The sequence below is a fragment of the Phytopseudomonas straminea genome (assembly GCF_900112645.1).
Taxonomy (GTDB): domain Bacteria; phylum Pseudomonadota; class Gammaproteobacteria; order Pseudomonadales; family Pseudomonadaceae; genus Aquipseudomonas; species Aquipseudomonas straminea.
The window spans coordinates 487,442-512,242 of the sequence record NZ_FOMO01000001.1 but is presented as its reverse complement, the minus strand read 5'-3'; the positions used below and the strand labels follow the sequence as shown (position 1 = coordinate 512,242).

Annotated in this window: 27 protein-coding genes; 6 read left to right on the top strand and 21 right to left on the bottom strand. The window is 64.3% G+C overall.

What is annotated here, in order from left to right; translation table 11 throughout:
* Positions 1 to 12 precede the first annotated feature (12 nt).
* The 5 genes from BM279_RS02310 to BM279_RS02290 form a co-directional block, all read right to left on the bottom strand.
* Positions 13 to 393 carry a RidA family protein gene (locus BM279_RS02310; RefSeq protein WP_013789416.1) on the bottom strand — a complete coding sequence of 127 codons (381 nt, stop codon included), beginning with the start codon at positions 391 to 393 and terminating at the stop codon, positions 13 to 15.
* Between the two features lie 181 nt (positions 394 to 574).
* Complete coding sequence (spoT, locus tag BM279_RS02305) at positions 575 to 2,683, bottom strand: bifunctional GTP diphosphokinase/guanosine-3',5'-bis pyrophosphate 3'-pyrophosphohydrolase (RefSeq protein ID WP_093500558.1); 2,109 nt, start codon at positions 2,681 to 2,683, stop codon at positions 575 to 577.
* Between the two features lie 60 nt (positions 2,684 to 2,743).
* Entirely contained in the window at positions 2,744 to 3,007 is a 264-nt protein-coding gene (gene rpoZ / locus BM279_RS02300; protein ID WP_013789418.1) for a DNA-directed RNA polymerase subunit omega, read from the bottom strand.
* Positions 3,008 to 3,184: 177 nt separating this feature from the next.
* Complete coding sequence (gene gmk / locus BM279_RS02295; protein ID WP_093500556.1) at positions 3,185 to 3,805, bottom strand: guanylate kinase; 621 nt, start codon at positions 3,803 to 3,805, stop codon at positions 3,185 to 3,187.
* A gap of 45 nt (positions 3,806 to 3,850) precedes the next feature.
* The gene (locus BM279_RS02290) at positions 3,851 to 4,714 is read right to left on the bottom strand and encodes a YicC/YloC family endoribonuclease (protein WP_093500554.1); all 864 of its coding nucleotides are present in this window, start codon (positions 4,712 to 4,714) and stop codon (positions 3,851 to 3,853) included.
* Positions 4,715 to 4,877: 163 nt separating this feature from the next.
* Here BM279_RS02290 and rph point away from each other — a divergent pair, with 163 nt between their 5' ends.
* The 3 genes from rph to BM279_RS02275 all read left to right on the top strand — a co-directional run bounded on the left by rph (position 4,878) and on the right by BM279_RS02275 (position 7,132).
* On the top strand, positions 4,878 to 5,600 hold the full coding sequence (rph, locus tag BM279_RS02285) for a ribonuclease PH (protein WP_093500552.1): 723 nt from the start codon (positions 4,878 to 4,880) through the stop codon (positions 5,598 to 5,600).
* Between the two features lie 26 nt (positions 5,601 to 5,626).
* Positions 5,627 to 6,001: a DUF4870 domain-containing protein gene (locus BM279_RS02280; protein ID WP_093500550.1), complete on the top strand. Its 375-nt coding sequence runs from the start codon at positions 5,627 to 5,629 to the stop codon at positions 5,999 to 6,001.
* 132 nt (positions 6,002 to 6,133) lie between these two features.
* Positions 6,134 to 7,132, top strand: a complete 999-nt coding sequence (locus BM279_RS02275) for a hypothetical protein (protein WP_093500548.1) — start codon at positions 6,134 to 6,136, stop codon at positions 7,130 to 7,132.
* A gap of 6 nt (positions 7,133 to 7,138) precedes the next feature.
* On the opposite strand, the gene BM279_RS02270 is transcribed toward BM279_RS02275, so the two are convergent.
* The 11 genes from BM279_RS02270 to BM279_RS02220 form a co-directional block, all read right to left on the bottom strand.
* On the bottom strand, positions 7,139 to 7,462 hold the full coding sequence (locus BM279_RS02270) for a DUF3392 domain-containing protein (protein WP_093500546.1): 324 nt from the start codon (positions 7,460 to 7,462) through the stop codon (positions 7,139 to 7,141).
* Positions 7,463 to 7,539: 77 nt separating this feature from the next.
* Positions 7,540 to 8,694 (bottom strand): radical SAM family heme chaperone HemW, encoded by a 1,155-nt coding sequence (hemW, locus tag BM279_RS02265; RefSeq protein ID WP_093500544.1) that lies wholly within the window; start codon positions 8,692 to 8,694, stop codon positions 7,540 to 7,542.
* Between the two features lie 84 nt (positions 8,695 to 8,778).
* Positions 8,779 to 9,372: an RdgB/HAM1 family non-canonical purine NTP pyrophosphatase gene (gene rdgB, locus BM279_RS02260; protein ID WP_093500542.1), complete on the bottom strand. Its 594-nt coding sequence runs from the start codon at positions 9,370 to 9,372 to the stop codon at positions 8,779 to 8,781.
* Complete coding sequence (locus BM279_RS02255) at positions 9,369 to 9,773, bottom strand: DUF4426 domain-containing protein (RefSeq protein ID WP_093500540.1); 405 nt, start codon at positions 9,771 to 9,773, stop codon at positions 9,369 to 9,371. The genes rdgB and BM279_RS02255 overlap by 4 nt, the downstream gene beginning before the upstream one ends.
* An 8-nt stretch (positions 9,774 to 9,781) precedes the next feature.
* Positions 9,782 to 10,402: a methionine biosynthesis protein MetW gene (metW, locus tag BM279_RS02250; protein ID WP_093500538.1), complete on the bottom strand. Its 621-nt coding sequence runs from the start codon at positions 10,400 to 10,402 to the stop codon at positions 9,782 to 9,784.
* 2 nt (positions 10,403 to 10,404) lie between these two features.
* Positions 10,405 to 11,544 carry a homoserine O-succinyltransferase MetX gene (gene metX / locus BM279_RS02245; protein WP_075959572.1) on the bottom strand — a complete coding sequence of 380 codons (1,140 nt, stop codon included), beginning with the start codon at positions 11,542 to 11,544 and terminating at the stop codon, positions 10,405 to 10,407.
* Between the two features lie 123 nt (positions 11,545 to 11,667).
* Positions 11,668 to 13,650: a dynamin-like GTPase family protein gene (locus tag BM279_RS02240; RefSeq protein ID WP_093500535.1), complete on the bottom strand. Its 1,983-nt coding sequence runs from the start codon at positions 13,648 to 13,650 to the stop codon at positions 11,668 to 11,670.
* Positions 13,651 to 13,759: 109 nt separating this feature from the next.
* Positions 13,760 to 14,056: a DUF167 family protein gene (locus BM279_RS02235; protein WP_093500533.1), complete on the bottom strand. Its 297-nt coding sequence runs from the start codon at positions 14,054 to 14,056 to the stop codon at positions 13,760 to 13,762.
* 145 nt (positions 14,057 to 14,201) lie between these two features.
* On the bottom strand, positions 14,202 to 14,792 hold the full coding sequence (locus BM279_RS02230) for a YggT family protein (RefSeq protein WP_093500531.1): 591 nt from the start codon (positions 14,790 to 14,792) through the stop codon (positions 14,202 to 14,204).
* A gap of 11 nt (positions 14,793 to 14,803) precedes the next feature.
* Positions 14,804 to 15,622: a pyrroline-5-carboxylate reductase gene (gene proC, locus BM279_RS02225; protein WP_093500529.1), complete on the bottom strand. Its 819-nt coding sequence runs from the start codon at positions 15,620 to 15,622 to the stop codon at positions 14,804 to 14,806.
* A gap of 37 nt (positions 15,623 to 15,659) precedes the next feature.
* On the bottom strand, positions 15,660 to 16,346 hold the full coding sequence (locus BM279_RS02220; protein WP_093500527.1) for a YggS family pyridoxal phosphate-dependent enzyme: 687 nt from the start codon (positions 16,344 to 16,346) through the stop codon (positions 15,660 to 15,662).
* A 137-nt stretch (positions 16,347 to 16,483) separates the two neighbouring features.
* Here BM279_RS02220 and BM279_RS02215 point away from each other — a divergent pair, with 137 nt between their 5' ends.
* Both BM279_RS02215 and BM279_RS02210 read left to right on the top strand, forming a co-directional pair.
* Positions 16,484 to 17,518, top strand: coding sequence for a type IV pilus twitching motility protein PilT (locus BM279_RS02215; RefSeq protein ID WP_013789435.1), 1,035 nt, complete (start codon positions 16,484 to 16,486; stop codon positions 17,516 to 17,518).
* 85 nt (positions 17,519 to 17,603) lie between these two features.
* Positions 17,604 to 18,749: a PilT/PilU family type 4a pilus ATPase gene (locus BM279_RS02210; RefSeq protein WP_093500525.1), complete on the top strand. Its 1,146-nt coding sequence runs from the start codon at positions 17,604 to 17,606 to the stop codon at positions 18,747 to 18,749.
* Here the strand turns inward: BM279_RS02210 and BM279_RS23700 are convergent, their stop codons facing one another.
* Together BM279_RS23700 and BM279_RS02200 are read right to left on the bottom strand one after the other, a co-directional pair.
* Positions 18,750 to 20,129: a TIGR03915 family putative DNA repair protein gene (locus BM279_RS23700; RefSeq protein WP_167363081.1), complete on the bottom strand. Its 1,380-nt coding sequence runs from the start codon at positions 20,127 to 20,129 to the stop codon at positions 18,750 to 18,752. It abuts the gene before it with no gap.
* Entirely contained in the window at positions 20,129 to 21,340 is a 1,212-nt protein-coding gene (locus tag BM279_RS02200) for a putative DNA modification/repair radical SAM protein (RefSeq protein WP_093500523.1), read from the bottom strand. The genes BM279_RS23700 and BM279_RS02200 overlap by 1 nt, the downstream gene beginning before the upstream one ends.
* Positions 21,341 to 21,480: 140 nt before the next feature.
* Between BM279_RS02200 and BM279_RS02195 the strand changes: the two genes are divergently transcribed.
* Positions 21,481 to 21,879: an NINE protein gene (locus tag BM279_RS02195; RefSeq protein WP_075928473.1), complete on the top strand. Its 399-nt coding sequence runs from the start codon at positions 21,481 to 21,483 to the stop codon at positions 21,877 to 21,879.
* A 106-nt stretch (positions 21,880 to 21,985) separates the two neighbouring features.
* Here BM279_RS02195 and BM279_RS02190 read toward each other — a convergent pair whose 3' ends face one another.
* Genes BM279_RS02190 through pyrR form a run of 3 tightly spaced genes read right to left on the bottom strand, consistent with a single transcriptional unit; the run spans position 21,986 to position 24,782 of the window.
* Positions 21,986 to 23,257: a dihydroorotase gene (locus tag BM279_RS02190; protein WP_093500521.1), complete on the bottom strand. Its 1,272-nt coding sequence runs from the start codon at positions 23,255 to 23,257 to the stop codon at positions 21,986 to 21,988.
* Positions 23,257 to 24,264, bottom strand: coding sequence for an aspartate carbamoyltransferase catalytic subunit (locus tag BM279_RS02185; protein ID WP_075928475.1), 1,008 nt, complete (start codon positions 24,262 to 24,264; stop codon positions 23,257 to 23,259). Before BM279_RS02185 ends, BM279_RS02190 begins: the two co-directional genes overlap by 1 nt.
* On the bottom strand, positions 24,261 to 24,782 hold the full coding sequence (gene pyrR, locus BM279_RS02180) for a bifunctional pyr operon transcriptional regulator/uracil phosphoribosyltransferase PyrR (protein ID WP_075928476.1): 522 nt from the start codon (positions 24,780 to 24,782) through the stop codon (positions 24,261 to 24,263). Before pyrR ends, BM279_RS02185 begins: the two co-directional genes overlap by 4 nt.
* Positions 24,783 to 24,801: the final 19 nt, after the last annotated feature.

Here is a 24,801-nt window from a genome sequence, read left to right as displayed (position 1 = left end):
GCCTGCGGCAGGTCAGTCGATGACCAGGATTCCGTCCATTTCCACCTGAGCGCCTTTCGGCAGGGCGGCCACGCCAATCGCGGCGCGCGCCGGGTAGGGCTGCTGGAAGTAACGGCCCATCACTTCGTTGACGGTGGCGAAGTGGGAGAGGTCGGTGAGGAAGATGTTCAGCTTGACCACATCCTTGAACGAGCCACCGGCGGCCTCGATCACCGACTTGAGGTTCTCGAAGACCTGCACGGTCTGAGCTTCGAAGCCTTCCACCAGCTCCATGGTCTTGGGATCCAGCGGGATCTGCCCGGACAGGTAGACGGTGTTTCCGGCCTTGATGGCCTGGGAGTAAGTGCCGATGGCGGCCGGGGCCTTGTCGCTGTTGATGACGCTCTTGCTCATGGAGAACTCCTGGATAGGGCAGCCTCAGGCTGCAAGATGGACGCAGGCAGGCTACAGGCTGGCGTTCTCGGCCTCAAGCCGCGGCAGGCATGGTTGCGCCTTTGGGATAAGCGGTGACGCTTCCAGGCAGCAACACTGCTGAGCAGGGCGCTTCTCTTCAGAGCGGCAATGGTGCGACAGGTCACGCCTTGGTGCGGGTGATGCGCATGACGCCGGGCAGAGTGCGCAGCTTCTTGATCACCCGGGCCAGGTGTACGCGGTCATGCACGCTGACCACCAGCTGAACCACGCTGACGCGGCCGTCGCGCTCGTCCATGCTGATTTTCTCGATGTTGCCGTCGGCGGCGTTGACGCTGCTCGCCAGTAGTGCGATCAGACCGCGCTGGTGTTCCAGCTCGACGCGCAGTTCGACGTTGAATTCGCCGGTCACATCCTTGGCCCAGGCCAGCTGGATGCATTTTTCCGGGTTGTGGCGCACTTCGCTGATGTTCCGGCAGGTGTCCATGTGCACCACCATGCCCTTGCCGGCCGAGAGGTGGCCAACGATCGGGTCACCCGGAATCGGCGTACAGCACTTGGCGTAGCTGAGCACCAGGCCCTCGGTGCCACGGATCGCCAGGGGGCCTTCGGCGTTTGGCAGCTCCTCGCCCTCGCTGGCCAGCAGGCGGCGCGCCACCACGTAGGCCATGCGGTTGCCCAGGCCGATGTCTTCGAGCAGGTCGTCGAAGGTTTCCATGCGGTATTCGTTGAGCACGGCCAGCTGGCGCTCGGCGGGCACCTTGTCCAGATGGGTTTCGAAGCTGGCCAGCACCTTGTTGAGCAGGCGCTCGCCCAGGCTCACCGACTCCGAGCGGCGCTGCAGTTTCAGCGCGTGACGAATATGGGTGCGCGCCTTGCCGGTGACCACGAAATTCAGCCAGGCCGGATTCGGCCGCGCCCCCGGCGCGCTGACGATTTCCACGGTGGAGCCGCTTTCCAGCGCCTGGGACAGCGGCGCCAGGCGGCGATTGATGCGGCAGGCGATGCAGGTATTGCCGACGTCGGTATGCACCGCGTAGGCGAAGTCCACGGCCGTGGAGCCCTTCGGCAGCTCCATGATGCGGCCTTTGGGTGTGAAGACGTAGACCTCGTCCGGGAACAGGTCGATCTTCACGCTCTCGATGAATTCCAAGGAGTTGCCAGCACGCTGCTGCAGCTCCAGCACGCCCTTGACCCACTGGCGGGCGCGGGCGTGGTTGCCCTTGGGCAGCTCGTCCTCGTTGGATTTGTACAGCCAGTGCGCGGCGATGCCGTTGTTGGCCATCTCTTCCATCTCGCGGGTGCGGATCTGGATCTCGATGGGCACGCCATGCATGCCGAACAGCGTGGTGTGTAGCGACTGGTAGCCGTTGGCCTTGGGGATCGCGATGTAGTCCTTGAAGCGCCCCGGCAGCGGCTTGTAGAGGTTGTGCACGGCGCCGAGCACGCGGTAGCAGGTGTCGACCTTGTCGACCACGATGCGAAAGGCGTAGACGTCCATGATCTCGTTGAACGACTTACGCTTGCCGCGCATCTTCTGGTAGATGCTGTAGAGGTGCTTCTCGCGGCCAACCACTTCGCCGCTCAGGCCTTCGCGTTCGAGGCAGTGCAGCAGCGATTCCTCGATGCGCGTGACGATTTCCTTGCGGTTGCCCCGGGCGCGGCGCACGGCGGCGCGGATGCGCTCGGAGCGCATCGGGTGCATGGCCTTGAAGCCCAGATCCTCGAATTCCACGCGCATGCTGTGCATGCCCAGCCGGTTGGCGATGGGTGCGTAGATTTCCAGGGTTTCCTTGGCGATGCGCCGGCGTTTCTCTCCGGACAGCACTTCCAGGGTGCGCATGTTGTGCAGGCGGTCGGCCAGCTTGACCAGGATCACGCGGATGTCGCGGGCCATGGCCATGGCCATCTTCTGGAAGTTCTCGGCCTGCGCCTCGGCCTTGGTCTCGAAGTTCATCTGGGTCAGCTTGCTGACCCCATCCACCAGCTCCGCCACGGACTCGCCGAACTGCGCGTGCAGGGCTTCCTTGGCGATGCCGGTGTCTTCGATCACGTCGTGCAGCATGGCGGCCATCAGGCTCTGATGGTCCATGTGCATGTCGGCGAGGATGCTGGCCACGGCCAGCGGATGGGTCACGTAGGCTTCACCGCTGCGGCGGCGTTGCCCGTCGTGCGCCTGTTCGGCGTAGAAGTAGGCGCGACGAACGAGGTTGACCTGTTCGTCGCCCAGGTAGCCCGAAAGCCTGTCCGCGAGGGCGTCTATGCTCGGCATGGGAGGCTCCCCTGCCGTGCATTGTGCACCTGCGACGTACGCTTTCGACCCGGCATAGGCTTACAGAGGCTCGTTCGCCTCTTCCTCGAAGGCTGCGAACAGCGGTTCTTCTTCGATGATGTCTTCCTGGGCGACGATTTCGGCGTCAACCAGGCCGCTGGCGATTTCGCGCAGGGCGACTACGGTCGGCTTGTCGTTTTCCCAGGCTACTTTCGGCTCTTTGCCGCCAGTGGCGATTTGACGAGCGCGCTTGGTGGCAAGCATGACCAGCTCGAAGCGGTTATCGACGTTGTCCAGGCAGTCTTCAACGGTAACGCGAGCCATGGTGTTCCTCGTAGCGAATGCAAAATTGGCTGGGCCCGAATGGGCGAGCGGACTGAATAGTCTAGAAAAACGCCAGCATTAAGGGAAGCGAAACTCGCTGAGAGGCACGCGTTCGCAACGCCGGGCGGGATTTTGTCGACTTGAATGGGCGGTTTTGCACCGCCCTTCGGCTTCGGCTCAGGCCAGCAACTCGCTCAGCAGGCCGGCATGGCGTTGATGTTGGGCGGTCTGCAGCAGCTGGTTGGCGCGAAACACCGCCTTCAGGTCGCTGAGAGCATGGCTGAAATCATCGTTGATCACCAGGTAGTCGTATTCGACGTAATGACTCATCTCACTGACGGCGTCGCGCATGCGGCGTTCGATGATCTCGCCGCTGTCCTGGCCGCGATTGGTCAGGCGGTGGCGGAGCGCTTCGCGGGTCGGCGGCAGGATGAAGATCGATTTCGCTTGGGGCATCAGCTTGCGCACCTGCTGGGCGCCTTGCCAGTCGATCTCCAGGATCAGGTCGATGCCCTCGGCCAGGGTCTTTTCCAGTGCGCGCTGTGAGGTGCCGTAGAAATTGTCGAATACCTGAGCGTGCTCGAGGAATTCGCCCTGCTCGAGCATGGCGGTGAACTGTGCGTGATCCACGAAGTGGTAGTGCACGCCGTCGACCTCACCTGGGCGCATGGCACGAGTGGTGTGCGACACCGACACGCGAATGTGCGGCTCGCTGTCGATCAGCGCGTTCACCAGGCTGCTCTTGCCAGCGCCCGAGGGGGCGGAAATGATGTACAGCGTGCCGCTGGTGGTGCTCATGGATCAGTCCTGAAACGGTTGGGGTCGGAAGGCGCCTGGGCACCATTATTCGATGTTCTGCACCTGCTCGCGCATTTGCTCGATCAACACCTTGAGGTTGACCGCCGCCTGGGTGCTGCGCGGGTCGAATGCCTTGGAGCCGAGGGTGTTGGCTTCGCGGTTGAGTTCCTGCATCAGGAAGTCCAGGCGGCGCCCGGCTGCGCCGCCGGCCTTGAGGACGCGGCGCACTTCGGTGACGTGGGTGCTCAGGCGATCCAGCTCCTCGGCGACGTCGCTCTTCTGGGCGAGCATCACCAGCTCCTGCTCCAGGCGCTGCGGGTCGAGCTCGGCCTGCATTTCGCGGCAGCGCTCGATGATCTTCTGGCGCTGCGCCTCGAGCATCTGCGGCACCAGCTCGCGCAGGGCGGCGACTTCCTCAAGCATGCTGTCGAGGCGCTCGTTGAGCAGCTTGGCCAGCTCGGCGCCTTCGCGGCCGCGGCCACTCTTCAGCTCGTCGAGGGCATTGCCGAACAGCTCCAGGGCGGCTTTATTCAGCGCTTGCGGGTCGCTGCTATCGGCAACCAACACGCCGGGCCAGCCGAGCACTTCCAGAGGGTTCAGCGGCGCGGGTTGCTTGATCAGTGCGGCGACGCTTTCGGCGGCAGCGATCAGTTGGGTAGCCCGCTCGCGGTCGACCTGCAGCGGCTTGCCGGTGTTTTCTTCGGTGTAGCGCAGGGTGCATTCCACCTTGCCGCGCGACAAACCCTGACGCAGCGCTTCGCGCACCGCGCCTTCGAGATCGCGGAAGGCTTCCGGCAGGCGCAGGTGGGGTTCGAGGTAGCGGTGGTTGACCGAGCGCAGCTCCCAGCTCAGGGTGCCGTTGGCACCTGCCTGCTCGGTGCGGGCGAAGGCCGTCATGCTGTGGATCATGCTGCTTACCTCGGCTTGCTGTAGGGCAAAGGCGGCGATTGTAGCGCACAGCGCCGGTGGCTCCCAAACCCGGTGCGGTGCCATCGGGCAGGCGCGGTCGCGGCCCGGTGGCAACAGCCCCTATAATGCGCGGCAGATTCTACTTGAGAGCAGGTATTTGTTGATGAAACGTCCCAGTGGCCGCGCCGCCGATCAGTTGCGCCCTATCCGCATCTCCCGCAACTACACCAAGCACGCCGAAGGTTCGGTGCTGGTCGAGTTCGGCGACACCAAGGTGATCTGCACCGTCAGCGTCGAGCAGGGCGTACCGCGCTTTCTGAAAGGCCAGGGCCAGGGCTGGGTGACCGCCGAGTACGGCATGCTGCCGCGCGCTACTGGCGACCGTAACCAGCGTGAAGCCAGCAAGGGCAAGCAGGGCGGCCGTACCCTGGAGATCCAGCGCCTGATCGGCCGCTCGCTGCGCGCCGCACTGGACATGAGCAAACTGGGCGAGAACACCCTGTACGTCGACTGCGACGTGATCCAGGCCGACGGCGGCACCCGCACCGCGTCTATTACCGGCGCCATGGTTGCACTGGTGGATGCCCTGAAGGTGATGAAGAAGCGTGGCGGCCTGAAAGGCGGCGACCCGCTCAAGCAGATGATCGCGGCGGTGTCCGTCGGGATCTACCAGGGCGAGCCGGTGCTGGATCTGGATTATTTGGAAGATTCCGCCGCCGAAACCGATCTGAACGTGGTGATGACCAGCACCGGTGGCTTCATCGAGGTGCAGGGCACCGCCGAAGGCGCGCCGTTCCAGCCTGCCGAGCTGAATGCCATGCTGGCCCTGGCGCAGCAAGGCATGGGCGAGTTGTTCGCCCTGCAGCAGGCTGCGCTGGCCGAGTGATGTTTCGCTGATCGAGGAGAGTCGTGATGGATGAGCATAACGCCGTGACGCCTGCTGACGAGCCCGATCGGGATGCGCGCCAGTGGGCGATGATCTGCCACTTCGCGGCCGCCCTCGGCTTCGTGTTTCCCTTCGGCAATCTGATCGGTCCGTTGGTGGTCTGGCAGGTGAAGAAGGATCAGCACGGCTTTATCGACGAGCAAGGCAAGGAGGCGCTCAACTTCCAACTGACGGTGGCCATTGCCGGCATCGTCTGCCTGCTGCTGATGCTGGTACTCATCGGTTTTCTGCTGATGGGGCTGCTGTGCATCGGCACCGTGGTACTGACCATTATCGGCGGCATCAAGGCCGGTGAGGGTAAGCATTACCGCTACCCGTTCTGCCTGAGATTGATCAAGTAATCCTCGCCTGATCGCAGAAAAAGCCAGCGCAATGCTGGCTTTTTTATTGAAGTGTAACCAAGTGTTGATTCGACCGAAGGCGACTCTTAAGCTCTGCCACGAAAACGCCCCATCGAGCTCACAAGGACGCCCATGATCCCCATCAACCCACTGGCCATGATGCTCGGATCATTGTTCCTGCTGGTGTCTCTGGTGTGCGTCGCGGCCCTGGCGGCACTGCTGGTCGCCTTGCTCAATCGCCGTTCCCGGCGCTTTATCCGCTTGCACCCCTGGTGGTTCGGACTGCTGGCCGTATTCCTGATCGCTGGCAGCCTGCCTACCGTCGAGTTTCTGCGCTGGGAGGCCAAACAGTTGGCCGAGCAGCGCGCGCTGAGCCCGCGTCTGGACAGCGAGCAGGTCCTCGGTGAGCTGGTGCTGCCCGCCGGCACGCGGGTGTGGCTGGAGCGCCTGGAGGCGGGCAGGAACCTCAGTGGCGATAACCTGCCCTACGGTTTGCAGAGCCTGCAACGCGCCGAATTCGACAGTCAGCCGCTTATGCTGCAGGGCGCCGCGGTGCGCCGTCTTGATCTCGGCGACCAGCTGGCCGAGGCGAAGCTGGTCGATGATGCCAAATTCGGCGGCTGGCAGTGCTCGGCGCAGGCGCCGGTAACCTTCGGCTATCCGTCCGGTGCGCGCTTCGAGGTCCGTCAATGGCAACTGGAAAGCTGCACGCTGGCGGCCGGCAGCCAGGTGGCCGGCATTACCTGGCCGGAGCCGATGATCGTGCATGCGGTCGGCGAGAGCCGCTGGCAGCTGGAAACCACCGACACCCCGGTGCAGTTCCAGGGGCTCAAGGTGCGGCTATGGAACCTGTGGGTCGACGGCCCTTATGGCGCGCTACAAGACTGGCAGGGCGAGTTGGCCGAGCCTATGCAGCTCGGCCCCATGCAGTACCCGGTAGATACCCGGGTGCGGGCATTCAACGGCAACCTGCTGTTCAGCCCACTGAGCGGGGCGCCGGCTGTCGACCGTCGTGATGGCAAGCCGGTCGAGCCGGATATCTCGGTAGAGCAGCGGGCCGACGGTGAGGTGCTGGGCACCCACCGCAATGGCGATGTGGGCGTGGTCGACTGGTTCAAGGTCGTGCCCTGAGCCGGCTCAGCTGCGATCCGCCAGCACACCGATCAGGAACATCACCACCAGCAGCACCGGCGCCAGGGTGTAATTGTTGAAGTGACCCAGCAATTGAGTGAGCAGCGGCGTCAGGTAGACCAGCGCCAGGCCGTAGCCGACCACGCAGACCGCGACGAATATCAAGGTGCGCAGCACGAAATTGAGGCCGCCGATGCGCGCCTGGATCCAGGCATTGATCGCCGGGCCGAACAGCACCAGCAGGGTGGCCATGAGCCCCAGTGAAATCTCGCTGAGGTGGCCGCGGCCCCAGCGTGACACGGTGGCGATCAGGTCCAGCACATAATCCATGGTTGCTCCTCAGACGTGACGATTGAATCCTGCTGCCTCGGATCATCCGGCGCGCCGTTGGTTCGCAGCGCGGCGATTCAGGGCAGGAAATACTGCAGCAGATCATTGAGAAACAGCTGGCCTTCGCGGGTGGCCGTCAGGCGCGCCGGATCCGCTTGCAGCAGGCCGCGACGCTGGGCCTGTTCGCGGGCCTCGGCCAATTGCTCCAGGGGCAGGCCCGTGCGTTGGCTGAACAGCTCGGCGCTGCAGCCATCGCTCAGGCGCAGCACGTTCATCAGGAACTCGAACGGCAGCTCCTCGGCAGTGAGGAGCCGTTCACCGGCGCTGTAGCGCTTGGCGGAGTCGAGGTAATCCTTGGGCAAGCGGGTTTTCCAGGTACGGCTGATGCGGCCATCCGGCGTACTCAGCTTGCCGTGGGCGCCGGCACCAATGCCGAGGAAATCGCCGAAGGTCCAGTAATTCAGGTTGTGCCGCGCCATGCGCTCGGGCTGCGCGTAGGCCGACACTTCGTACTGGGCGTAACCGTGCTCGGCGAGCAGCGCCTGGCCAGCCTCTTGGATGTCCCACAGGGTATCGTCCTCGGGCAGCACCGGCGGCTGGTTCCAGAACACCGTGTTCGGCTCCACCGTCAGCTGGTACCAGGACAGGTGGGTCGGCGCCTGGGCGATGGCGATGCGCAGGTCGCCCAGTGCGTCATCTAGGGACTGATCTGGCAGGCCGTGCATCAGATCCAGGTTGAAATTGTCGAAGCCGGCGGCGCGTGCCATGTCGGCGGCGCGCACGGCTTCATCGCCGTCATGGATGCGCCCCAGGGCCTTGAGTTTTTCCGCCTGGAAGCTCTGCACGCCGATCGACAGGCGATTGATGCCCAGACGCCGGTAGGCGGCGAATTTCTCCTGCTCGAAGGTGCCCGGGTTGGCTTCCAAGGTGATCTCGATATCGCCGGCGAACGGAATGCGCCGCTCCACCCCTTCGAGCAGGCGGCCCAGGGCCTTGGCGGAAAACAGGCTGGGCGTGCCGCCGCCGAAGAAGATCGAGGTCAGCGGGCGGCCGTGGGCCTGGGCCAGATCAGCGTCGAGATCGGCGAGCAGCGCGTCGACGTAGGCCTCTTCCGGCAGGTTGGGGCCGGCGGCGTGGGAGTTGAAATCGCAGTAGGGGCACTTGCGCACGCACCAGGGAATATGGACGTACAGGGCCAGGGGCGGCAGCTGGAACACGGGCTTCTGGATCACGGCAGGGTGGTTGCGGGGCGCTATCGTGGCACGAGTTGGGCAAACTGCCAAAGTGCGTGGACGAAACGCCCTATTCGAAAGCGCTTACAACCCCAGACGCTGCTTGAGCAACTTCATGGCAATGGCGCGGTGGCTGAGCTGATTCTTGTCGGCCGGCGACAGCTCGGCGCTGGAGCACTGGCGCTCCTCGACCCAGAACAGCGGGTCGTAGCCGAAGCCGTGCTCGCCGCGCGCCTCATGCAGGATGCGGCCGTGCCACAGGCCTTCGCAGAGAATCGGCAGCGGGTCGTCGGCGTGTCGCACCAGGGCCAGGCAACAGACGAACTGGGCGCCGCGCTCGGCGTCCGGCACCTCCTTGAGGGCCGCCAGCAGCTTGGCGTTGTTGGCGGCATCGCCCTGGCCATCGGCGTAGCGGGCCGAATAGATGCCTGGCGCCCCGCCGAGAACATCCACCGCCAAGCCTGAGTCGTCGGCCAGCGCTGGCAGGCCGGACAGGCGCGAGGCATTACGCGCCTTGAGGATGGCGTTCTCGACGAACGACAGGCCGGTTTCCTCCGGCTCCACCTGGCTGAACTCACCGACCGAGCGCAGGCGCACGCGGTCGCCGAGCATGGCTTGCAGTTCCTTGAGTTTGCCGGCGTTGTGGCTGGCGAGGACGAGTTCTGGGAAAGGCATCATGGCTCCGGAAAGAGTTCCTGGTTGAAGTCCAGGCGCTGGCCGTTCACCTGCAGGTTGAACAGCAGCACCTCACGGGATTCGATGGGAAACTGCGCCAGGTAGGAAACGAATTCGCCCTCGCGCTGTTCGACGAAGGTCAGCGCCTGGCCATGGCCCAGCACGTTCTTCACCTCGCCGCTGATCTCTGCTGCCGTCGGCTTGCCGCCGCGCAGCACGCTGATGTTCAACACCCCCAGCTTGGCGCTGCGCACCAGGCCGCTGGCATGGGCGATCTGCGGTTGCAGGTAGTTGGCGTTGAAGGCGCTGTAATGCACCTGCAGGTCGCCAAGGCGCTGCATGCGGTTGTCGGCCAGTGCCGGCAGGCTCAGGCACAGGGCGATCAACATGGCGAGCAGGCGCATGGGGCGGCCTAGTTGGCGATGCGCACGTCGTGCGCATTGTGGCCGCTGATGCGGTAGATGCCGATCTCGCCCAGCAGGTTCGGCCATGCGCGGCTGGCCCAGCCATGCCGGTGCTCGCGGTCCACGGCCAGGCGGTCGAGCACCCGGGCGCTCTGCTGGTGGCACAGGCGTTCGAAGTCCTCGAAGGTGCAGAAGTGGATGTTCGGCGTGTTGTACCAGGTGTACGGGAGGAAGTCGGACACCGGCATGCGGCCCTTGCTGGCCAGGTACCAGCGGCAGCGCCAGTGACCGAAGTTGGGAAAGGTGATGATGCAGGTCTTGCCGACGCGCAGCATCTCGGCCAGCACCTTGTCGGGAAAGTGCAGCGCCTGCAGGGACTGGGTCATGACCACCACGTCGAAGCTGTCGCTGGCGAAGTTGCCCAGGCCTTCGTCGAGGTTCTGTTCGATGACGTTGACGCCCTTGCCGATGCATTGGGCGATCTTTTCCGGGTCGATTTCCAGGCCGTAGCCGGTCACCTGCTTGTTGGCGCCCAGCCAGGCGAGCAGTTCGCCGTCGCCGCAGCCCAGGTCGAGGACGCGGCTGCCGGCAGGAATCCATTCCTGGATGATCTCTAGGTCGGCTCGCATGCTTACACCTCGATCCGTTTCATGTAGCTGGCAAAACCCTGCAGGTAGCGGGGGATCGGCATCAGGAAGGCGTCGTGGCCTTGCGGCGCGTCGATCTCCAGGTAGCAGACGTTCTTGCGGGCGGCGAGCAGGGCGTCGACGATTTCCCGCGAGCGGGCCGGCGAGAAGCGCCAGTCGGTGGTGAACGACATCACGCAAAAGTCCGCCTTGGCCTTGGCCAGGGTCTTGGCCAGGTCGCCGTCGTGCTCGGCGGCCGGGTCGAAGTAGTCCAGCGCCTTGGTCATCAGCAGGTAGGTGTTGGCATCGAAGCGCCCGGAGAACTCTTCGCCCTGATAGCGCAGGTAGCTTTCCACCTGGAATTCCACGCTGTGGAAGTCGTAGTTGAGTTTCTCGTTCTTCAAACCGCGGCCGAATTTCTCGCCCATGGCGTCATCGGACAGGTAGGTGATGTGGCCGACCATGCGTGCCAGCATGAGGCCGCGCTTGGGTATCACGCCCTGGTCTTGGAAGTGCCCGCCATGAAACTCCGGGTCGGTGAGAATCGCCTGGCGCGCCACTTCGTTGAAGGCGATGTTCTGCGCCGAAAGCTTCGGTGCCGAGGCGATGGCCAGGCAGTGGCGCACGCGCTCCGGGTAGCTGATCGTCCACTGCATGGCCTGCATGCCGCCCAGGCTGCCGCCAACCACCGCGGCCCACTGCCCGATGCCCAGCAGATCGGCCAGGCGTGCCTGGCTGTTGACCCAGTCCTCCACGGTCATCACCGGGAAATCGGCACCGAATGGCTTGCCGGTGGCCGGGTTGATGTCGGACGGGCCGGTCGAGCCGTTGCAGCCGCCCAGGTTGTTGAGGCTGACGACGAAGAAGCGGTTGGTGTCCAGCGGCTTGCCGGGGCCGATGCAGCTGTCCCACCAACCCGGCTTGCGGTCATCGGCACTGTGGTAACCGGCGGCGTGGTGATGGCCGGACAGCGCGTGGCAGATCAGCACCGCGTTGCTGGCGTTGGCGTTGAGCTCGCCGTAGGTTTCGTAGATCAGCTGGTAGTCGGCCAGGCTGCGGCCGCAGGCCAGCGCCAGTGGCTCGGAAAACCTGGCGATCTGCGGCGTCACCAGGCCAACGGAGTCTTGAGGAAAAACAGTCGACATCGACTCTGCTCGGCTAAGGAAGGTACGGGAAAGTGCAGCAGTCTAAAGAGCGCGCCTGTCAGCGGCAAGGAAACTGCTGGCCGCGCTGGCTGAGCCCGCTAGCGCGGCATATCCCGCTGCCGGCTACTCGAGGTTGCCGACCGGGCGCGGCATGCCCTTGAGGGTGACCACCTTGGCTTGCCGCTGGATGGGTGCCGGGCGGCGCATCACGCGCAGCATTTCGCCGGCCTGGGTCAGTTGCTGCTTGAGTTCATCGGCATACTGGGCCAGTTGCTGGTGGCGCTGGCGACCGTGCTGGGTGTCCTGGGCCAGGGCCTTGAGGCGCAGCATGTGGCCTTCCAGCAACTGCTTGTGCTCCAGGGTGTGCTGCATCAGCGGCATCAGCGCCTCGTCGGCCCAGCGCTCGGCGTCGCGGCGCAGGCGGCGGTGCAGGCCGATGACTTCCTGCACCAGTGTGGCGAAGAAACGTCGGCCCAGGCTGCGCTGCTCGGTCAGCAGGGTCTTGAGGCGCAGGCGGAAGCGGTCGCCCTTCTTCTGCAGATGGCGCAGTTCGCGCACGTAGTCCGCCAGTTCGAAGCGCGGCGCATCGACCGCCTGCAGCGGGTTCTCCTCGTTGTGCCGGCGGTAGATGGCCTCGACCATGCGGTTGGCCATGTCGGCATCGTGGGACAGGCTGTGCAGGTCGTCCTCGACCGCGGTGAAGAAACCGAGGATCGCCTGGTTGATGCCCAGGGTCGTCCAGGCACCATTGAGCTGACGACGCAGCTGGGCGAGGTGCGCTTCGAGCTTTTCCGCCTGGGCCGAGGTCTTCAGGCGCTCGCCCTGGTTGCGCAGCAGGCGCTGATTGGTGCGCAGCGCCACCAGGCGCTTGTGGTGCAGGGTGTGATCGTCCTTGGTACGGCTGGTCAGCTCCATGAGCATCTGGCCGTTGTCCTGGCGGCGCTCATCGAGCAGCTCCAGCTGTTCGTTGACCTTGGCCAGGCGCAGGCCGAGCACGTGCTGGCTGTTGTTGAGCATGGCCAGCACCTGGCGCACCACGCGCTCTTCGAGCAGCCGTTCCTTTTGCGCCACGATGCGCTCGCAGAGCAGCGTCTCGAGTTCGGCCATTTGGCTGCGCGCCAGCAATGCCGGATCCTGACGCACCTTGGCGAGCAGCGCCTGCTTGGCCGACAGCGGCAGGATGTCCCGGCCGGCGATGCCCAGATGGCGGGCGGCCTGCATGCGCACCCGCTCGATGGCGTTGGCCACGAAGGTGTCGCCGGCCAGGTCGTCCCACAGCACGTCGATCTTGTTCAGCACCGCGTACAGACAGCCCTGGCGCTCCTCGTCGAGGGGCTGTACGTGCTGCTGCCAGATATCCAGGTCGCTGGCGGTCACGCCCGTGTCGGCGGACAGCAGGAAGATCACCGCCTGGGCGCTGGGCAGCATCGACAGGGTCAGCTCCGGCTCGCAGCCCAGGGCATTGAGCCCCGGCGTGTCGAGAATGCGCAGGCCCTGGCGCAGCAGCGGGTGGTCGAAGTTGACGATGGCGTGGCGCCAGGCCGGCACCAGCACCTGGCCGGATTTGTCGGTACTTTCCAGATTGTCCGGGTGAAAGCCGAGGCTGATCGCTTTCTCCACCGGCATCGCCTTGCTGGCGGCGACCTGGGCGAAAGCCTTGGCCATGCCGTCCGGGTCATTGGTGTCGAGGGCGACGTTCACCCAGTGGCGAGGCGTGCGCTTGAACTGCGCGACGCTCGCCTCGGCGATACGCGTCTCGATGGGCAGCAGGCGGATATAGGGCTGGTCGGCGCCCGGATCGAAGAGAATCTCAGTGGGACACATGGTGGTGCGTCCGGCCTGGGAGGGCAGCAGGCGCTGGCCGTATTCGGAGAAGAACAGGCTGTTGATCAGCTCGGTCTTGCCGCGGGAGAACTCGCCGACGAAGGCCAGGGTGATGTGGTCGGTGCGCAGCAGGCGCAGCGCCCGCTCCAGGCGTGCCTCGACGCCCTCGCTGCTCAGCCGGTTGTGGGCCAGCCAGCTGCGGTAGCGGGTGATCTCGCGGACCAGTTCGCGCTTCCAGGCGACGTACGCATCGACCTGCTCACTGAGACGTTCCATGCTCATCGGTAGGTTCCCTGACAAGGCATCGACTTCGATGCGGGCTGCCGAGCATTATGCGAGGGGCGCAGGCGGCGTCAATGGCGAGTGGGGTGCATTGGCACCTGATGGTCGTTCAGGATGGGCGAGCGGTCAGGCCGAGTTCGCCGGGCAATTTGCTGGGTGCTTGAATGCGCACCCGCTTCTGGCGGCTCTGCTGGCCGCTTTCCAGGCTGACCTGGCTCTTGGCGACACCGAAGGCCGCGGCGAGAAAAGCCAGCAGGTGGGCATTGGCCTTGCTGTCCACCGGCGGGGCGGTGAGGCGGATCTTCAGGCGTTCGCCGTGCAGCCCGGCGAACGCATCGTTGCTCGCCTTGGGCTGCAGGTGGCAGTCGAGGATCAGCGCATCGCCGTCCCAGCGAAAGAAACTCATCGACTTTTAGAACCTGTTCATGATCTCGCGAGCTAGAGCGCTACAAGGCAAAAACAGGCGAGGACGCGGAGTTTACGAGTTGTAAATGAGCAGTCCGAGCCTGTTTTTAACGCAGTAGGGCCGACGCGCAGCAGATCATGAGAGCTTAGATCGCCAGGCTCAGGCCGCTGAACATACCGGTGCTGATCGCCAGGTTGCGGATCACCAGCATGTCGATCAGGTTGAGGATCAGGAACGCCACGATGGGCGACAGGTCCAGGCCGCCCAGGTTGGGTAGGACGCGGCGGATCGGCATCAGCAGCGGCTCGCAGATCTGGTTGACCAGCAGGGCGGCCGGGTTGTGGGTGCCCTGGGCGACCCAGGAGAGGATCACGCTGATGATCAGGGCGAAGAAGAACACCTTGAGCAGCAAGGCGGTCACGCCAATGATCGACCACACCAGAATCAGCAGCGGGTCGCCGATGCCGACGCCCATGAGCATCAGGGTCAGGGCCATCAGTACGAACTGGACGATCAGCGCCAGCACCAGCGACGCCAGGTCGAGGCCGCCGAGGCTGGGGATGATACGGCGCAGTGGTTTGAGAATCGGGTGGGTGGCGCGCACGATGAACTGGCTGAGCGGGTTGTAGAAGTCCGCGCGAACCAGTTGCAGGATGAAGCGCAGCAGCACGATCAGCAGGTAGAAGCTGCCGATGGTCTGCAGGATGTAAACGGCTGCGGTGTTCAGACCGATCATTGATTGTCTCCTTATTGACCCAGTTGTTCGGCCAGCTCGGCCGAGCGCTGATCGGCGGCCTTGACGGCCTGCTCGACCAGGGCTTCGAAGCCGCCAGCCTGGAATGTCTTGATCGCCGCCTCGGTGGTACCGGCCGGCGAAGTGACGCGGCGACGCAGCTCGGCGGCGTCGACATCGCTGTTCAATGCCATCTGTGCGGCGCCCAGGGCGGTCTGCAGGGTCAGCTTGGCGGCGACATCGCGGGGCAGGCCGAGCTTCTCACCGCTGGCGGTCATCGCCTCGATCAGCAGGAAGAAGTAAGCCGGGCCGCTGCCGGACACGGCGGTCACGGCGTCGATCAGCTTTTCCTCTTCCAGCCACACCGCCATGCCTACAGCGCCCAGCAACTGCTCGGCCTGCTGGCGCTGCGCGGCGCTGACCTGCGCATTGGCGTACAGGCCGCTGGCGCCCAGGCGCAGCAGCGATGGGGTATTGGGCATGCAGCGTACGATGGCCCGCGCGCCCAGCCAGTTTTCCAGGCTGGCGCTGGTGATGCCGGCGGCGATGGAGACGATCAACTGGCCGGCCTGCACATGGGGCGCCAGGTCCAGGCACACGTCCTTCATGACCTGGGGCTTGACCGCCAGGACGATCACGTCGGCGTCACGGCAGGCCTCGGCATTGCTGGCCACCACGTCGATGCCGTGTTCGGCGGCGATCTTCTCGCGCTGTTCGGTGCCGCGGTCGCTGGCGCGGATGGCGCCTGCTGGCAGGCCCTGGGCGAGCAGCCCGCCGATCAGGCTGGCAGCCATGTTGCCGGCGCCGATGAAGGCGATACGGGGAGTGGTCATGGAGCGGTTCCTATCTGAAGAGTCGAGATCGGGTAATTCAAACCTTGCCGTAATCGCGTTCGCCGAACAGCGCCGTGCCGATACGCACCCAGCTCGCGCCCTCGGCGATGGCCGCTTCGAGGTCGTGGCTCATGCCCATGGACAGGGTGTCGAGATCGAGGTTCAGCGCGTCCCGCAGTGCGCGCAGGCGGGCGAACGCCGCGCGTTGCTTGGCCACGTCATCGGTGGGCGCGGGGATTGTCATCAATCCGCGCAAACGCAGGTTGGGCAGTTGTGTAACCGCCTGTGCCAGGGCAGCGAGCTCCTCGGGCTGGCAGCCGGACTTGCTCGCTTCGCCGCTGACATTGACCTGCAGGCAGATGTTCAGCGGCGCCAGCTCGGCGGGGCGCTGGGCGCTCAGGCGTTCGGCGACTTTCAGGCGGTCCACCGAGTGCACCCAGGCGAAGTGCTCGGCGATGGGGCGGGTCTTGTTGGACTGGATGGGGCCGATGAAATGCCAGGTCAGCGGCAGGTCGGCGAGCAGCGCCTGCTTGTCGAGCGCTTCCTGCAGGTAGTTCTCACCAAAATCCCGCAGGCCGGCCGCATGGGCTTCACGAATCGCTTCGGCGGGCTTGGTCTTGCTCACCGCCAGCAGCCCGACAGAGGAAAAATCTCGCTGCGAGGCTTGCGCCGCCTCACGGATCCGCACTCCGACCTTTGCAATATTCTCTGCTATCGTGGACATTACCTGCGCCTGCCGCCTGAGCGTTTCTGCGGGCTTGACGGTGTTCTGCCAAGGGCGTGCTCGCGCAGCCGCCTGGTGATCCCCCCAAGGCCCCTATCCTTAAGTTACGCGGCATTCTACCGTCATTAGGGAGTCCCATGGATATCACCGAGCTGCTTGCCTTCAGCGCCAAGCAAGGCGCGTCGGACCTGCACCTTTCCGCAGGCTTGCCGCCGATGATCCGGGTCGACGGCGATGTGCGCCGGATCAACCTGCCTGCCCTGGACCACAAGCAGGTGCACGCGCTGATCTACGACATCATGAACGACAAGCAGCGCAAGGACTTCGAAGAATTCCTGGAGACCGACTTCTCGTTCGAAGTGCCCGGCGTGGCGCGCTTCCGGGTCAACGCCTTCAACCAGAACCGTGGCAGCGGCGCGGTATTCCGGACCATTCCGTCGAAAGTGCTGAGCATGGAAGACTTGGGTATGGGCGAGATCTTCAAGAAGGTCTCCGACGTGCCGCGCGGGCTGGTGCTGGTCACCGGGCCGACCGGTTCGGGCAAGTCGACCACCCTGGCGGCGATGCTCGACTACATCAACAGCAACAAGTACCACCACATTCTTACTGTCGAAGACCCCATCGAATTCGTCCACGAGTCGAAGAAGTGCCTGGTCAACCAGCGTGAAGTGCACCGTGATACTCACGGCTTCTCCGAAGCCCTGCGCTCGGCTCTGCGTGAAGACCCGGACATCATTCTGGTCGGCGAGATGCGTGACCTGGAAACCATCCGCCTGGCGCTGACCGCCGCGGAAACCGGTCACCTGGTGTTCGGCACCCTGCACACCACCTCCGCCGCCAAGACCATCGACCGGGTGGTCGACGTGTTCCCGGCCGAGGAGAAGTCCATGGTTCGTTCCATGCTGTCCGAATCCCTGCAGGCGGTGATTTCCCAGACCCTGCTGAAGAAGATCGGCGGCGGTCGGGTAGCGGCCCACGAAATCATGATTGGCACCCCGGCGATCCGCAACCTGATCCGCGAAGACAAGGTGGCGCAGATGTATTCGGCCATCCAGACCGGCGGTGCACTGGGTATGGAAACCCTCGACTCCTGCCTGAAACGGCTGGTTTCCAAAGGCCTGGTCAGCCGTGAAAGTGCCCGTGAGAAGGCCAAGACCCCGGAAAATTTCTGACCTTTTCACGATCCCGAGCCCAGGCTGGCGGATCTCCCCTCCGCCGGCAATTGAACATCGCGCCAGCGCATTTAGGTAGGCACCCATGGAATTCGAAAAACTGTTGCGCCTGATGGTCGAGAAGGGCGGCTCCGATCTGTTCATCACTGCCGGCGTGCCACCGTCGATGAAGGTCAACGGCAAGATCATGCCCGTGACCAAGACTCCGCTTTCGCCGGAAATGACCCGCGAAACCGTGCACGGGGTGATGAACGAGCAGCAGCGCCGGGAGTTCGCCGAAAACCACGAGTGCAACTTCGCCATCAGCGCCCGCGGCATCGGCCGATTCCGGGTCAGCGCCTTCTATCAGCGCAACCTGGCCGGCATGGTGCTGCGCCGTATCGAGACCAACATCCCGACGCTGGACGACCTCAAGCTGCCGGAAATCCTCAAGAAGCTGGCGCTGACCAAGCGCGGCCTGGTGCTGTTCGTCGGCGCCACCGGTACCGGCAAGTCCACCTCGCTGGCGGCGATGATCGGCTACCGCAACAAGAACAGCAGCGGCCACATCATCTCCATCGAAGACCCGATCGAGTACATCCACCAGCACCAGAACTGCATCGTTACCCAGCGCGAAGTGGGCATCGACACTGATTCCTTCGAGGTCGCGCTGAAGAACACCCTGCGCCAGGCGCCGGACGTGATCCTGATCGGTGAGGTACGTACCCGCGAGACCATGGACCACGCCGTGGCCTTCGCCGAAACCGGCCACCTGTGCCTGGCCACCCTGCACGCCAACAACGCCAACCAGGCGCTGGACCGGATCATCAACTTCTTCCCGGCTGACCGGCAGAACCAAGTGTGGATGGACCTGTCGCTGAACCTCAAGGCCATCGTCGCCCAGCAGCTAATCCCTACGCCTGATGGCAAGGGCCGCCGCGCGGTGATCGAGGTGCTGATCAACACCCCGCTGGCCGCCGACCTGATCCGCAAGGGCGAGGTGCACGAGCTCAAGGGCCTGATGAAACGCTCCACCGAACACGGCATGCAGACCTTTGATCAGGCGCTGTACAACCTCTACAGCCAGGGCGAGATCACCTACGAAGATGCCCTGCTGTACGCCGACTCGGCCAACGACCTGCGCCTGATGATCAAGCTCGGCTCGGAAACCGACGGCGAGCACCTGACCAGCATGTCGCAGGGGCTGTCGTTGGAAATAAGCGATGAAGACCAGGGGCGGCGGTTTCGCTGATCAGCCGCCTTCTCCAATCAGCCTTTTTGCATGTTTGAATGCCATCACTAAGGAGTCATATGCCCACTGACTATGCTTGGGATGGTTCCACAAAAGCTCGCTAGGGTGATCAGTGACAAGGATTCTCCTGCCAGCAGAGTCCTCCACCAATCTGCCATAGAGCTTACTAAAGTCGCTGCTCTCGCCCATAAGAGACATAGTTGCTGTCTTACCAAGAGCAAGCACAACTAAGGGGCTGACTCGATCAAGCTCAAGTTGGAGGCATGGGCGACAGTTCAGAATTTCTTGAACTGATGGATCAAGTAATTGTTTGCGGGCGCGCGCCTTGATTTCTACCAAAGGGTTAAAATTTTTGGTCGCAAATGTTAGGTGAGCTTGGCTCCTATCCAAGCCAGCCTCTTCTATGGCTTGGTTTAAGTAGCGACCGGCAGCTCCTCCAAAGGGGCGGGCGCCCGGTTGGTCTGCAACCATTGCCACTTTGTATTTCCCAACAGACACGCGAATCCCCGCGGCTCTTCGCTTGGGACAATTTTGGCAGCGCTGTTGTGCTGGTTTAGAGGCGATTGTTTGGCCATTCATATTACTCACGGCGCTGCATTGCCCGTCTATTTGCGCACCCGCTCGCGCATCACTCATTAACTTTGGAATCAGCGGGCCTTCCGGCAGGTTGCGCCAGAAGCGCACCGGCATATTGGTTTCCAGCACGCTGCGATTGAGCCGCGCCGGGTTGAAGGTGCTGCCGTAGTAGGCCAGCCACATCGCTTCGTTGCGGTCGTCGGTGCCCTGGGCCAGGCGTTGCCAGTCGGGAGGGCAGGGCTTGGCGTGACGCAGCTTCTCGCCATCCCAGTATACGCCGTCATCCGGTGTGGCGATCAGCCAGGTCTGGCGGCCGAGGCGTTCGGCGAAATGGCCCGAGGCGCTGGCCAGAATATCGTGGGCCGGCTCGTGCCAGGCCACCAGCTCCGGCCCGCCAGCGCTGGCGTCCCGTGGCTTGAAGCGCAGGAAGGCGTGCAGGTGGTGCGCTTCGCGGCGAACCGCCTTGAGGCGGGTGTGCAGTTCGCTGCCGTCGATATCGCCGGCCAGCATGGCGGCATGGTCGCCGTTCGCGACGCGCCAGAGGATGCGGTACAGCAACGCCCAGCGTTGCGCACAGCGAAAGCGAGCAGCGTTTTCCAGTTGTTCGATCAGGGCGCGCGGCACCCGCACGGGGCGGTCGGCAGCCGCGGCGGGTTGAGGTGCTTCCAGCGCGGCGAACAGATCCTGGTTTTCCTGGCTGTCCTGTACCCAGCTCAGTTGATGCGGCGCAATGCCTCGGCGCAGTTGCGCCCGGGCAGCGTCCCGCCAGCCGGCGAAACTGCCGTCGAAGTGCACCGCGTGCATCACCAGAGCCCCATCTGTTGCGGCGCTTCGCTCAATTGCTGGCGCAGCACCAGGGATTCGCGGGTCGCCTGAGCCGGGCGGTAATCCTGAGTGACGATGAACGGTTTGGCTTTTTCCAGTACGCAGCGCAGGCGGCCGACGTCCGCAAAACGGATGCGCTTCTGGCGGCGCAGGGCGACCAGGCGCTGGGCGCTGAGCACGCCAATGCCGGGGATGCGGGCGATCAGGGTCACGTCCGCGCGGTTGAGGTCGACGGGGAAATGCTGGCGATTGTTCAGTGCCCAGGCCAGTTTTGGGTCGATATCCAGCGCCAGGTTGCCGGGGCCGTCGAGCAACTCGGTGGCCTTGAAGCCGTAGCCGCGCATCAGGAAGTCCGCCTGATACAGGCGGTGCTCGCGCAGCAGCGGCGGCGCCTCGAAGGGGACGCTCTTGGGGCTTTGCGGAATCGGGCTGAAGGCCGAGTAATAGACGCGCTTGAGGCGGAAGTCGCCGTACAGCGACTGGGCGGTGTGCAGGATGGTGCTGTCGTCGGTGGCGTCTGCGCCGACGATCATCTGCGTGCTTTGCCCGGCAGGCGCGAAGGCGGGCGCGCGCTTCTCGCTGTCGGCCTCCTCGACGCCATTGCGAATGGTGCCCATGGCCTGCTTGATCGGCGCCACGCTCTTTTCCGGCGCCAGGCGGATCAGGCTGCTTTCGGTGGGCAGTTCGATGTTCACGCTGAGGCGGTCGGCGTAGCGACCGGCTTCGGCGATCAGCTCCGGCGATGCGTCGGGAATGGTCTTGAGGTGGATGTAGCCACGAAACTCGTTTTCCTCGCGCAGCAGCTTGGCGACCCGGTTGAGTTGCTCCATGGTGTAGTCCGCCGAGCGGATGATGCCGGAGCTGAGAAATAGCCCACTGATGCAGTTGCGACGATAGAAATCCAGGGTCAGGGTGACCACTTCCTCGGGCGTGAAGCGCGCCCGCGGCACGTCACTGGAACGACGGTTGACGCAGTATTGGCAGTCGTACAGGCAGAAGTTGGTCAGCAGGATTTTCAGCAGCGCGACGCAGCGGCCATCGGGGGTGAAACTGTGGCAGATGCCCATGCCGTCGGTGGCGCCCATGCCGCTCTGGCCTTTCGAGCTGCGTTTGGGCGCGCCGCTGCTGGCGCAGGAAACATCGTATTTTGCGGCGTCGGCGAGTACCGTAAGCTTTTCGATCAATTCCATGGGTACGATTCGATAGCTGTATTTATGTACAGTATTCGGTAAGCATTCGGTTCCCGCAAGGTCGTCTCGTCGGTGAAAGGCGAAACCTGCGGCGCCGCCATGGATCGAAGCGAATCAACCTGTCTTTTCTGGAGAATCTGATGCAGCGTCCTGATACCCACAGCAAGATCATCGGCTATCTGCTGTGGATCTTCGGCTTCCTCGGTGCGCACCGTTTCTATTACGGCAAGCCGGTGACCGGCACCATCTGGTTTTTCACCCTGGGCCTGCTGTTCATCGGCTGGATCATCGACCTGTTCCTGATCCCGGCGATGGATCGCGAAGCGGACCTGCGCTTCACGGCCGGCCGGCTCGATTACAACGTCGCGTGGATCCTGCTGACGTTCCTGGGCATCTTCGGCGTGCACCGCATGTATCAGGGCAAGTGGATCACCGGGATCCTTTATCTGCTGACCGGCGGGCTGTTTCTGGTCGGCGTGCTGTACGACCTGTGGACGCTGAACAATCAGGTGTCGATCGAGAATGCGCGTAATGGATAAGGGTGAGGGCAGGCATCGCTGCCGGCCCTTGTGGGGCGACAGGGATGCCTGGTTGATGCGGATTATTTCGCGGGCATGGCCCGCTCCCACATGAGCCGGTGGCAGATCAGCCTTGGAAGCTGATATGCCCGTCCACCAGGGTGTAGCGCACCTGGCTGGGCAGGCAGTGGCCCAGGAATGGGCTGTTACGGCCTTTGGAGTACCAGCTCTCGCCGGCCACGGTGGAGGCCTGGGGGTCGAACAGCAGGATATCCGCCGCATCCCCCTGCTTGAGCTGGCCAACCGGCAGGCGTAGTGCCTGCGCCGGGCCGCTGCTCAGGCGGGCGAGCAAGGTGGGCAGATCCAGCAAACCGTCCTGCACCAGAGTCATGGCCAGTGGCAGCAGCAACTGCACGCCGCTGATGCCTGGCTCGGTCTCACCGAAGGGCGCCAGCTTGGCATCGAGCTCGTGGGGCTGGTGATGGCTGGAGATGGCGCTGATCACTCCGCTCTTTACCGCCTCACGCAGGCCATCGCGGTCGGCGCGGGTGCGCAGCGGCGGTTGCACGTGATAGAGGCTGGAGAAGTCGATCAGCGCCTCGTCGGTGAGAATCAGTTGGTACAGCGCTACATCGGCAGTGACCGGCAGGCCACGAGCCTGGGCATCGGCGATCAGCTGGGCACCTCGGGCACTGGTCAGCTGGCTGAAGTGCGCCCGCACGCCGCTCTGCTCGACCAAAAGCAGGTCGCGCGCCAGGGCCACGGTCTCGGCGGTTTCCGGAATCCCCGACAGGCCGAGGAAGCTGGCGGTGGCGCCTTCATGGGCCAGGCCACCTTCGGCGAGGTCATGATCCTGGGAGTGGAAGATCACCGTGAGGTCGAAGGTGGCTGCATATTCCAGGGCGCGGCGCAGGGTGCGCGCGTTGCGGAAATTGTTCAGGCCATTGCCGAACGCGACGCAGCCGGCATCGCGCAGGGCGACCAGCTCGGCGAGCTGCTCGCCATCGAGCCCCTTGCTCAGGGCGCCGATGGGAAACACCTTGGCGTGGCCGGCTTCGCGGGCGCGGTCGAGGATCAGTTCGGCCACCGCCGAGGTGTCCAGCACTGGCTTGGTGATCGGCGGGCAGCACAGGCTGGTGACGCCGCCAGCGGCAGCGGCCAGGGTTTCACTGGCGATGCTGCCCTTGCGGCTGTAGCCGGGCTCGCGCAGGGCGACGGACAGGTCGACTAGGCCGGGTGCCGCGACCAGGCCGCTGGCGTCCAGGGTCTGGTCGGCTTCGAAGCCGGCCGGCGCCTGGCCGATGGCGCTCAGCTTGCCGCCTTCTATATACAGGTCGGCGACCTGATCGAAGCCGCTGCTCGGGTCGATGACGCGGGCGCCGAGGATACGGGTACGCATCAGTTTTGCTCCTCAGCGTTGAGTTGGCGTTGGGCGTTCTGGCCGCTCATGGCCATGGACAGCACGGCCATGCGGATGGCGATGCCGTAGGTGACCTGGTTGAGGATCACCGACTGCGGGCCGTCGGCCACCGCCGACTCGATCTCCACGCCACGGTTGATCGGCCCCGGGTGCATGACCAGCGCATCGGGCTTGGCCAGCTTGAGGCGCTGCTCGGTCAGGCCGAACAGGCGGTAGAACTCGCCCTCGCTGGGCAGCAGGCCGCCGGTCATGCGCTCGCGCTGCAGGCGCAGCATGATCACCACGTCGACATCCTTGAGGCCTTCATTGGCATCGCTGAACACGCGCACGCCGTAGCTTTCTTCCAGGCCGATGGGCAGCAGGGTCTTCGGTGCGATCACGCGGATGTCGGGGCAGCCGAGGGTCTTGAGCGCCAGCATGTTGGAGCGCGCCACCCGCGAATGCAGGATGTCGCCGACGATGGCCACCGAGAGGTTCTCGAAGCTGCCCTTGTGGCGACGGATGGTCAGCATGTCGAGCATGCCCTGGGTCGGGTGCGCGTGGCGGCCGTCGCCACCGTTGATGATCGCCAGGTTCGGGCACACGTGCTCGGCGATGAAGTGGGCGGCGCCGGAGCCGGCATGGCGCACCACGAAGATGTCGGCGGCCATGGCTTCGAGGTTGCGCAGGGTATCGAACAGCGTCTCGCCCTTGCTGGTCGAGCTGGTCGACACGTTAAGGCTGATCACGTCGGCGGACAGGCGCTGAGCGGCCAGCTCGAAGGTGGTCCGGGTGCGCGTGGAGTTCTCGAAGAACACGTTGCACACCGTCTTGCCGCGCAGCAGCGGGACCTTCTTCACGGCGCGGGCGCCGACCTCGAGGAAGGAGTCGGCGGTGTCGAGGATTTCCGTCAGCAACTCGCGGGGCAGGCCGTCGAGGGACAGGAAATGGCGCAACTGGCCTTGGTCGTTCAGTTGCAGGGGGCGCTTGGCATCGAGTGCGGTCATTGCGGACGGCCTTGGTCGGAAAGCGTCTGGAGTTCGAGGGTGAAGGGCGCGGGGCCGGACAATTTTACCCGCTGATCGGCCGCCAGCGACAGCGTCGCGCCGACCACGTCGGGGCGGATCGGCAGTTCGCGGGCGTCCAGGTCGAGCAAGCTGACCAGAGTCACGCTGGCCGGGCGACCGTAGTCGAACAGCTCGTTCAGCGCGGCGCGGATGGTGCGCCCGCTCATCAGCACGTCGTCGATCAGCACCAGGTGCTGGCCCTCGATCTCGAACGGCAGTTCGGACGGCTGCACCTGTGGGTGCAGGCCGTTCTGGGTGAAGTCGTCGCGGTAGAAGGATACGTCGAGCACGCCCAATGGCTCGTCGCGGCCCAATTGCTCGAGCAGCGCCTGGGCCACCCACACGCCGCCGGTGCGGATGCCTATGAAGCGCGGCGTGCCGATCTGCCGGCGGCTCAGGTGGTTGCTCAGCGAGGTCGCCATCTGCGGCAGCAGTTCGGCGGGGTTGGGTAGGCTCATCTAAAGCTCCTTGTGGCCG

Bases quoted from the DNA above. Each gene is read 5' to 3' on its own strand.
- BM279_RS02310 (WP_013789416.1), bottom strand. From the start codon at position 393: ATGAGCAAGAGCGTCATCAACAGCGACAAGGCCCCGGCCGCCATCGGC.
- spoT (WP_093500558.1), bottom strand. From the start codon at position 2,683: ATGCCGAGCATAGACGCCCTCGCGGACAGGCTTTCGGGCTACCTGGGC.
- rpoZ (WP_013789418.1), bottom strand. From the start codon at position 3,007: ATGGCTCGCGTTACCGTTGAAGACTGCCTGGACAACGTCGATAACCGC.
- gmk (WP_093500556.1), bottom strand. From the start codon at position 3,805: ATGAGCACCACCAGCGGCACGCTGTACATCATTTCCGCCCCCTCGGGC.
- BM279_RS02290 (WP_093500554.1), bottom strand. From the start codon at position 4,714: ATGATCCACAGCATGACGGCCTTCGCCCGCACCGAGCAGGCAGGTGCC.
- rph (WP_093500552.1), top strand. From the start codon at position 4,878: ATGAAACGTCCCAGTGGCCGCGCCGCCGATCAGTTGCGCCCTATCCGC.
- BM279_RS02280 (WP_093500550.1), top strand. From the start codon at position 5,627: ATGGATGAGCATAACGCCGTGACGCCTGCTGACGAGCCCGATCGGGAT.
- BM279_RS02275 (WP_093500548.1), top strand. From the start codon at position 6,134: ATGATCCCCATCAACCCACTGGCCATGATGCTCGGATCATTGTTCCTG.
- BM279_RS02270 (WP_093500546.1), bottom strand. From the start codon at position 7,462: ATGGATTATGTGCTGGACCTGATCGCCACCGTGTCACGCTGGGGCCGC.
- rdgB (WP_093500542.1), bottom strand. From the start codon at position 9,372: ATGATGCCTTTCCCAGAACTCGTCCTCGCCAGCCACAACGCCGGCAAA.
- BM279_RS02255 (WP_093500540.1), bottom strand. From the start codon at position 9,773: ATGCGCCTGCTCGCCATGTTGATCGCCCTGTGCCTGAGCCTGCCGGCA.
- metW (WP_093500538.1), bottom strand. From the start codon at position 10,402: ATGCGAGCCGACCTAGAGATCATCCAGGAATGGATTCCTGCCGGCAGC.
- metX (WP_075959572.1), bottom strand. From the start codon at position 11,544: ATGTCGACTGTTTTTCCTCAAGACTCCGTTGGCCTGGTGACGCCGCAG.
- BM279_RS02240 (WP_093500535.1), bottom strand. From the start codon at position 13,650: ATGAGCATGGAACGTCTCAGTGAGCAGGTCGATGCGTACGTCGCCTGG.
- BM279_RS02235 (WP_093500533.1), bottom strand. From the start codon at position 14,056: ATGAGTTTCTTTCGCTGGGACGGCGATGCGCTGATCCTCGACTGCCAC.
- BM279_RS02230 (WP_093500531.1), bottom strand. From the start codon at position 14,792: ATGATCGGTCTGAACACCGCAGCCGTTTACATCCTGCAGACCATCGGC.
- proC (WP_093500529.1), bottom strand. From the start codon at position 15,622: ATGACCACTCCCCGTATCGCCTTCATCGGCGCCGGCAACATGGCTGCC.
- BM279_RS02220 (WP_093500527.1), bottom strand. From the start codon at position 16,346: ATGTCCACGATAGCAGAGAATATTGCAAAGGTCGGAGTGCGGATCCGT.
- BM279_RS02215 (WP_013789435.1), top strand. From the start codon at position 16,484: ATGGATATCACCGAGCTGCTTGCCTTCAGCGCCAAGCAAGGCGCGTCG.
- BM279_RS02210 (WP_093500525.1), top strand. From the start codon at position 17,604: ATGGAATTCGAAAAACTGTTGCGCCTGATGGTCGAGAAGGGCGGCTCC.
- BM279_RS23700 (WP_167363081.1), bottom strand. From the start codon at position 20,129: ATGCACGCGGTGCACTTCGACGGCAGTTTCGCCGGCTGGCGGGACGCT.
- BM279_RS02200 (WP_093500523.1), bottom strand. From the start codon at position 21,340: ATGGAATTGATCGAAAAGCTTACGGTACTCGCCGACGCCGCAAAATAC.
- BM279_RS02195 (WP_075928473.1), top strand. From the start codon at position 21,481: ATGCAGCGTCCTGATACCCACAGCAAGATCATCGGCTATCTGCTGTGG.
- BM279_RS02190 (WP_093500521.1), bottom strand. From the start codon at position 23,257: ATGCGTACCCGTATCCTCGGCGCCCGCGTCATCGACCCGAGCAGCGGC.
- BM279_RS02185 (WP_075928475.1), bottom strand. From the start codon at position 24,264: ATGACCGCACTCGATGCCAAGCGCCCCCTGCAACTGAACGACCAAGGC.
- pyrR (WP_075928476.1), bottom strand. From the start codon at position 24,782: ATGAGCCTACCCAACCCCGCCGAACTGCTGCCGCAGATGGCGACCTCG.